This is a genomic window from Salinibaculum sp. SYNS191 (assembly GCF_037338445.1).
Lineage (GTDB): Archaea > Halobacteriota > Halobacteria > Halobacteriales > Haloarculaceae > Salinibaculum > Salinibaculum marinum.
The window spans coordinates 126,204-132,208 of sequence record NZ_CP147839.1 but is presented as its reverse complement, the minus strand read 5'-3'; the positions used below and the strand labels follow the sequence as shown (position 1 = coordinate 132,208).

5 protein-coding genes are annotated in these 6,005 nt (G+C 59.7%); 3 read left to right on the top strand and 2 right to left on the bottom strand.

The annotated features are described in order from the left end of the window. Positions 1-682: 682 nt before the first annotated feature. The gene (locus WDJ57_RS21015) at positions 683-1,237 is read right to left on the bottom strand and encodes a redoxin domain-containing protein (RefSeq protein WP_338906433.1); all 555 of its coding nucleotides are present in this window, start codon (positions 1,235-1,237) and stop codon (positions 683-685) included. Between the two features lie 829 nt (positions 1,238-2,066). Here WDJ57_RS21015 and WDJ57_RS21010 point away from each other — a divergent pair. Then, the gene (locus tag WDJ57_RS21010) at positions 2,067-2,933 is read left to right on the top strand and encodes a DNA-binding protein (protein ID WP_338906431.1); all 867 of its coding nucleotides are present in this window, start codon (positions 2,067-2,069) and stop codon (positions 2,931-2,933) included. Between the two features lie 228 nt (positions 2,934-3,161). Here WDJ57_RS21010 and WDJ57_RS21005 read toward each other — a convergent pair whose 3' ends face one another. Next, positions 3,162-4,046 carry a DUF6293 family protein gene (locus WDJ57_RS21005; RefSeq protein ID WP_099254204.1) on the bottom strand — a complete coding sequence of 295 codons (885 nt, stop codon included), beginning with the start codon at positions 4,044-4,046 and terminating at the stop codon, positions 3,162-3,164. A 205-nt stretch (positions 4,047-4,251) separates the two neighbouring features. Here WDJ57_RS21005 and WDJ57_RS21000 point away from each other — a divergent pair, with 205 nt between their 5' ends. Continuing rightward, positions 4,252-5,055 (top strand): hypothetical protein, encoded by an 804-nt coding sequence (locus WDJ57_RS21000; RefSeq protein ID WP_338906430.1) that lies wholly within the window; start codon positions 4,252-4,254, stop codon positions 5,053-5,055. Further along, a complete protein-coding gene (locus tag WDJ57_RS20995; RefSeq protein ID WP_338906429.1) occupies positions 5,036-5,854 on the top strand; it encodes a hypothetical protein in 819 nt (272 codons plus the stop codon). Before WDJ57_RS21000 ends, WDJ57_RS20995 begins: the two co-directional genes overlap by 20 nt. The last annotated feature ends 151 nt before the right edge of the window (positions 5,855-6,005 follow it).

Below are 6,005 nucleotides of genomic sequence, written 5' to 3'. Positions count from 1 at the left end.
TTCAATCGCCGTCGACTGAGCCTGCAGCTCCCGTTCGCGTGCCTTCCGCTCAGAAACATCTCGGATGACTCCCGCCGTGCCCGCTCCCAGATCGGTGTCGTCGAACTCAGGAAGGAGTTGGCACCGAATTTCGCACGGAATGCGGTCGTCGTGTGCAGTCTTCAGTTCGGTTTCCGTGTATCCAAATTCGATATCACCTGCTCTGAGTTGGTCGCGGTTCCATGTTCCGCCCTCTATGGCCGCGTCATCGAAGAGAAGCGAGGCATGCGCTCCGAGTAACTCGTCGCGGTCGTACCCAGTAACATCCGCCATCGCGTCGTTGACAAAGATAAAGTGAAACTCCGGATCGAGGACATATACCATATCCGGAACCGTATTGAGGATAGTCCAATACTGCGCCTTTTCTGCCTATCCTCGCCCATAGAGGGACAATTCAAATCATCGAGTGAAAATAGTTGTGCTAACACATAGCACCGCATCTTCGTCTGCTGGGTCGACTCTCTGCAAGACTAACTGGCCAACGCGACCAGTGAACTACGTCACCAGGACCCTCTCAGCCCCTCAATGCCCCATAACTGTACGAAGCTCTAAGACGGGGATCATCGATAACCAGCGACTGGCTCCGTTCGAAGACGTGGCTATCCGCTTCTCACCGACTGCTCACCGTTGTGGAGATGATGACTCAGGAGATCTGACTCGGCGTCTCGTCGTATTCGACGACCAGGTCGACGTCCGCAGTGCCAAAGTCATCTCGTTCCTCTGTCAGTTGGTCGAGTGCCTCTTTGACCGGGAAGAAATCCGGTTTTTTGAGGGCGTCATCAGTCGACCACGCGTATCGAATCGTCTGTGTCGAGTCGATGAGGAAGACAGCGCGTTGCGGTACGGACTCGTGGTTTTCCCATTCATTGTAACACACGTCGTATGCGGATGCAACACGCCCAGCACTGTCACTGAGCAGCGGGAAATTCAACCCGTACTCCTCAGCAAACACTCGGTGCGAATACGCGCTATCCCCCGATGCCGCCCACACATCAAGATTCGGCGTGAGCTCGAACCATTCGGCATCGCGGATTGCACACAATTCGTTGGTACATACCGGACTGAAATCGAAGGGATAGAACAAGAGGAGCACGGCACTGTCCCGTTCAGTCGCGTCGCTGAGGCTGAACGTGTCGAACGTGTCGTCGACGACACCCGGGAGCGTGAACGTGGGTGCAGAATCTCCTTCAGTAACCATGGTGTTTGTTCACCAACCACTTACTCCTCTATACAGAAGTATTCAGTGGCGGTCAGGTTCGAAAGCCCCGATAAGTAAGCTGGTTCACTCCGTAACGCATGGGTCTTGTTTGATCCGAACACTTGGTCGACATCGTTGAGACGCTCGAAACGGGAGGAGTGGGTCGAGACCGACCCCTGCTGTAGGACGGCGTCGACATCCTTCTCGGCGAGTCGGCCGGCTCACCGAACTGATTACGCGAACGTATTCGTGGACAGACACTGCTCCTGAAAGCCCTCGGCCGCTCGACGTCCCGCGACCACCGCTGCGCGCCTCGTGCCTGCGGTGCTTGCGGGGTCGGGGGACGACCGAGGCGGCCTCGCCCTTTCTGAGTCCGCCAGGACGTTAGATGCCTCACCGAGCGACGTAACCAGCTGAACAGGTGTGTACGTAGCGGCCCGCCCCGCTCGCCGCTGCCGCCCTCCGCGTCGCTCGCGACCGACCATTCCGGGCGTGCGGGCGCTCTCCGCACCGCCCGCGCCCGTTCCGGGCTAAAGTGCATGTGCCCTCGGCGCCAGCGGGTAAGCGCGAGGGGTTGCGCGGCGTGGCTGCTCACCCCCCACGCTTACTCCGCTGGCCGCTCGCTCCGGGCGGGTCGGCGCGCGGTGCTGGTTGGGGCCACCTCATGCAGGCGCGCTCTCGCTCGCGCCCGGTAGGGCGCTCGCGAAGGCGCGAGCGAGAGCGCGCAGATGGTTCTGTCGGTCGTTGTCGTCGGAAAACCGCGATGTGGTAGCATCGCGGTGTCGGCGCGTGAGCGCCTTCGTCGGAAATCACCTTGTGAGTGATTCCAATGTCCAGTAACAACGCTAGCGGAAAGGTCGTTTCGGTCGATGAACAGGCATTCGAGAAAGCGGGCGGTCAGGCGGTCGATGAAGACGGCTTCCCGGTCGTCGACGAGACGCCGGAGTTCGAGGCCGCGGTCGAGCAGGAGACGCAAGCGAAAGTGGATGCGAACCACCCGGACGGGATCGCGGACACGAGCGAGGACCGGATTCACGGTGTCACCCTCGAACAGGAGGAGCGCATTCAGGCGCGGGAAGCCGAACTGGAGCGCATCAGTGCCCAGGCCGAGCTGGGAACGCAGGACGGTCGGGAGCAGCGCACGCGAGAGGTCGTCAGCGAGCAGTGTGGCCGTGACGAGCCGGCGCCGGCGGAGCGCACGGATCCCCGAGAGAAGCTGACGCAAGAAGAACTCGCGGAGGTCAACGAGCAGGCGATGCGGATCAGCGACGAAGTGCAGGGCGGCTGGTCGAGAGCGGTCGTCGCGAAGCAGCTGGCCGAGAAGGTGCAACGTGGGCGGGACGTCACGAAGGCGGTGCTGGAGACCCTCGAGGAACTAAAGGCGGTGCCGGGGGCGATCGTGCCCATCGCGGACGTGCCGGACGTCCCGGTCGGTGAGGTGACGGTCGAGGGTGAAATCACGCAACTCTGGGATCCGAGTGATACGTCGATTTCTCAGGTCGGGTTGATCGAGGACGATAGCGGGAAGATCAAGTTCACCATCTGGGAGGCCTCTCGGAAGACGGTCGTGAGCGAAGGTGAGACGGTCCGGTTCCGGGCCGTCAAGAAGAACTGGTACCAGGGGCGGTGCAGCATCGCCATCACGGGCTGGAGCAGGATCGAATTCCCAGAGCGCGGTCGGTGGTGGGAAGAGTAGGTGAGCGCAACGCCGTTCTTTTTTGTGTGTGCCGGACCGGCCCTGACCCCGCCGCCCCACCCTCCGCTCCGTGCTCGCTTCGCTGCGCGCGCAGCCACAACCTCACGCACCGGGCCAACAGTTATCCTGCAAGCCCAGGGAGCGCGTGTGCGACCCGAGGAAGTTTATCGGCCCCCAGAGGGGTGTGGACGCGCGAGTGCTCCGGTGAGACCTTCCAGAAAGTGTCGGTTAGTCCCTATGGGTTTTGACCCACATCATCCCCATCGTTGAAAGGGACGTTTCGTGCCGATTTCCCTTTTCGTCGCGATCTAAGTACCCGCGCTCATCGAGATTTGACGCATTGTACTGAACGCGGCTGCGAAACGAGTCATTGTACTCCTCACCGAGGTCGGCCGCCAGCTGCTCTGCAAGCTGTGATGTGGACTCCATCGCCCCTTCTCGGTACAGGAACTCCAAGATAGATTCTTCAAAATCCTGCAGCTCGCGCCCAGGTGATGCCGGGAACTCAACGTACATGTCGCCGTCTTCGATCTCACGAACACCCTCTGTTACGCCCACACGGTCGATCTTTTCGCGGATCTCCTTGAGCTCGTGGAGACGTTCCGGCATCCGGATGTCCTCCAGTTTCTCCAAGAACTCGATCTGGTTGTCGATCGCCTCGATCATGTCCAAGACCAGATATTCATCCGGTGCGGCGTAGTACGTATGAACTTGGTCGCGGTATTTTGGGTCTTTTTCGGCAATGATCGAGTCGGCCGCAGTGGCGAACGCGAACGCCACTGTCCGCGGCATCGAAGAAATGTTCACGTACACTTCGTTTCCCTTCTGCAGCTCCGTCCAGAGGTAGTCGTAGGCGCGTGGGTACAGGTTTTCGTAACTGTACAGCTGCTCGTACTCGATTTGCTCGTGGTCGACGTCGACGTCGATGAGTTCGAACGATTCCTCCAGTCGTTGCACCATATTCCCGGCAAGGTCTCCAGCTCGGCTGTCAACGTCATCAGTATCCGTGTCGATCAGGACAACGCGGTCCGCAGGTAGGTCGCCTTTTGAGATTGGGTAGATAAGCCGGTGAAAGTCAAACCCGACCGGGATGAAATGAATGCGGTCAGTCATCAGTCTCCACTCTCGGAGTGTTCACAAAAAATGCTTCGTAGTTCCACGGCCTCGGTTTTGTTGTCTCTCCGACAGAGTGCGTTTGAAGAATAATATTCACACACTACCCCACTCTCGGGCCCTATTAGTCGGTAGGATTAAGTTGACGTGCGAGAAAGTATTGATTAGGTGCCCCGGAAGCACAACAGCACCACCACAACAGCGCATGTCGGAAGAGATATTCCCTCACGGACCGATCCCCAAGTTCTCACCCCGCAACAGTCGTCACCGGCGGTTGTTCTCGAGCCACGATGCCGCACCGTACCTGCTGACCACGTTCACGAACGCGGTGTGGCTGGAGAAGCGGCCCGACGAGCTCGACGCATTACTGGCGCCTCACCAGGAGCTGGTCCTGGCGAACGTAGAGGCTGACAAGTACCTGGTCGGGCGGACGCCGGACGATGAGATGGAGCGGGTTGAGAAGTTACAGCCAGCGTACTACATCCCGAGTGACCGGTGGGTGTACGAGGACACGATGACGGATGCTGAGCAGTTGGAAGAGATCGACCGTTGTATGGACGGGACTCGTGAGGTGTTCAGCCGAATCGAGGCCCGTGATGACCTGCCGACGCAGGTGATCCCGATCGCGAAGGGGTGGAAGCACTGGCATTTTGAACGGTGCCGGCGTACGTTCGAGGATCTCGGCTTGTCGTACTGTGCGTTCGATGTGACGCAGTACAACAGCATCAATATGGTTCTCGAGGACGTTCACCGGTTGATCGAGGTCATCGGTCCTGACGGGGTCTTGTTAATCGGGAAGCTGTCCCCCGATCATCTCCGACGATGCCCGCCTGAAGTGGTGGCTGCTACCGGGGTCGATCACTGGCGGAAGAACAGCCAGAGGGAGTCAGGCCGGTTCAGTCGTGAGCTGTATCGTTTCTGGGCGGTGCGGGCGTACGCCGCCATCAGCAGTGCACAGACCAGATTAGACCATTTCGGAAGCCAATCCAATGTTCGTATTCATGGGTAACCGTGTTGGCAGTCCGCCGTCCAGTTCGGGCGGTGGAGGCGAGGAACAGCCCGAGGAACAGCCAGAGGAGGAAGCGGACGGTGACGAGGACGAGACGGTGCAGGCCGGTATCACGGGCGGAGTGGCGGGTGCTGCGGCAGCTGCCGCCGGTGCTGCGTCGGGGAGTGGTTCGCCGCCTGTAGATGGTGAGACACCTGACGAGGACGCGGAGGATGGTGACGATGTCAGTCCCGACGATAACGACGAGGGCAGCAAGGAAGACCCAGAGGTTCCGGAGGAGATCCGGGAGGATCCGCCCGTTGAGCCGGAGCAGCCGACCGACGGTGACGGGTTTGAGCCTGCGGAGCCGGCAGAGAAACCCACCGAATCTGACAGTGAGGAGAAGACTGAGAACGAGGAGGCCCCTGAGGACGAGGATGACCTCGACGATGACGATGAGGATTCCCGGTTCGTGTACGGCGATATCGTGTTCGATCGGGACAGCGTCGACGAGGACGAGGTCGACGAGGCGGACACCGAGTTGTCCGTAGTTGTGAACCTCCCGGACGCGAGTATCCGTGAATGGGAGTGCGGCGAGGATGAGACCGTAGCGGATCGGGACTCGCATTACCCACCGACTGATGACGTTGTCCTGGTCGTTGAACGGGGGGTGCTGGACGCGGTGGCACCTGCGTGGGATGAGCGCGAGTCCGAAATCCTGATCGAGGAGTTGGATGCTGTCGGTGTAGAGTATACAGCCTATCCGTCGCTTCGGCAGGGCTGTATGAGCCGTCGCATCTCCGGGAATAAGAACGCGTAGAAAATTCCGCTTGGAGTACGTTACCTACGCCGGTTTAGGAGTCAAGCACTGTATTCAGTGCCACAACCCCCAGGACCGAATTCCGTACTCGATAGCGTTTATTTGCCCCTCAATGGGTGAGGGGCTCGCTGTACTGGCGGGTTCCCTGAAC

What these genes read in the sequence shown, in the direction of transcription:
- WDJ57_RS21005 (WP_099254204.1), bottom strand. Translation starts at nt 4,046, where the DNA reads ATGACTGACCGCATTCATTTCATCCCGGTCGGGTTTGACTTTCACCGG.
- WDJ57_RS21010 (WP_338906431.1), top strand. Translation starts at nt 2,067, where the DNA reads ATGTCCAGTAACAACGCTAGCGGAAAGGTCGTTTCGGTCGATGAACAG.
- WDJ57_RS21000 (WP_338906430.1), top strand. Translation starts at nt 4,252, where the DNA reads ATGTCGGAAGAGATATTCCCTCACGGACCGATCCCCAAGTTCTCACCC.
- WDJ57_RS21015 (WP_338906433.1), bottom strand. Translation starts at nt 1,237, where the DNA reads ATGGTTACTGAAGGAGATTCTGCACCCACGTTCACGCTCCCGGGTGTC.
- WDJ57_RS20995 (WP_338906429.1), top strand. Translation starts at nt 5,036, where the DNA reads ATGTTCGTATTCATGGGTAACCGTGTTGGCAGTCCGCCGTCCAGTTCG.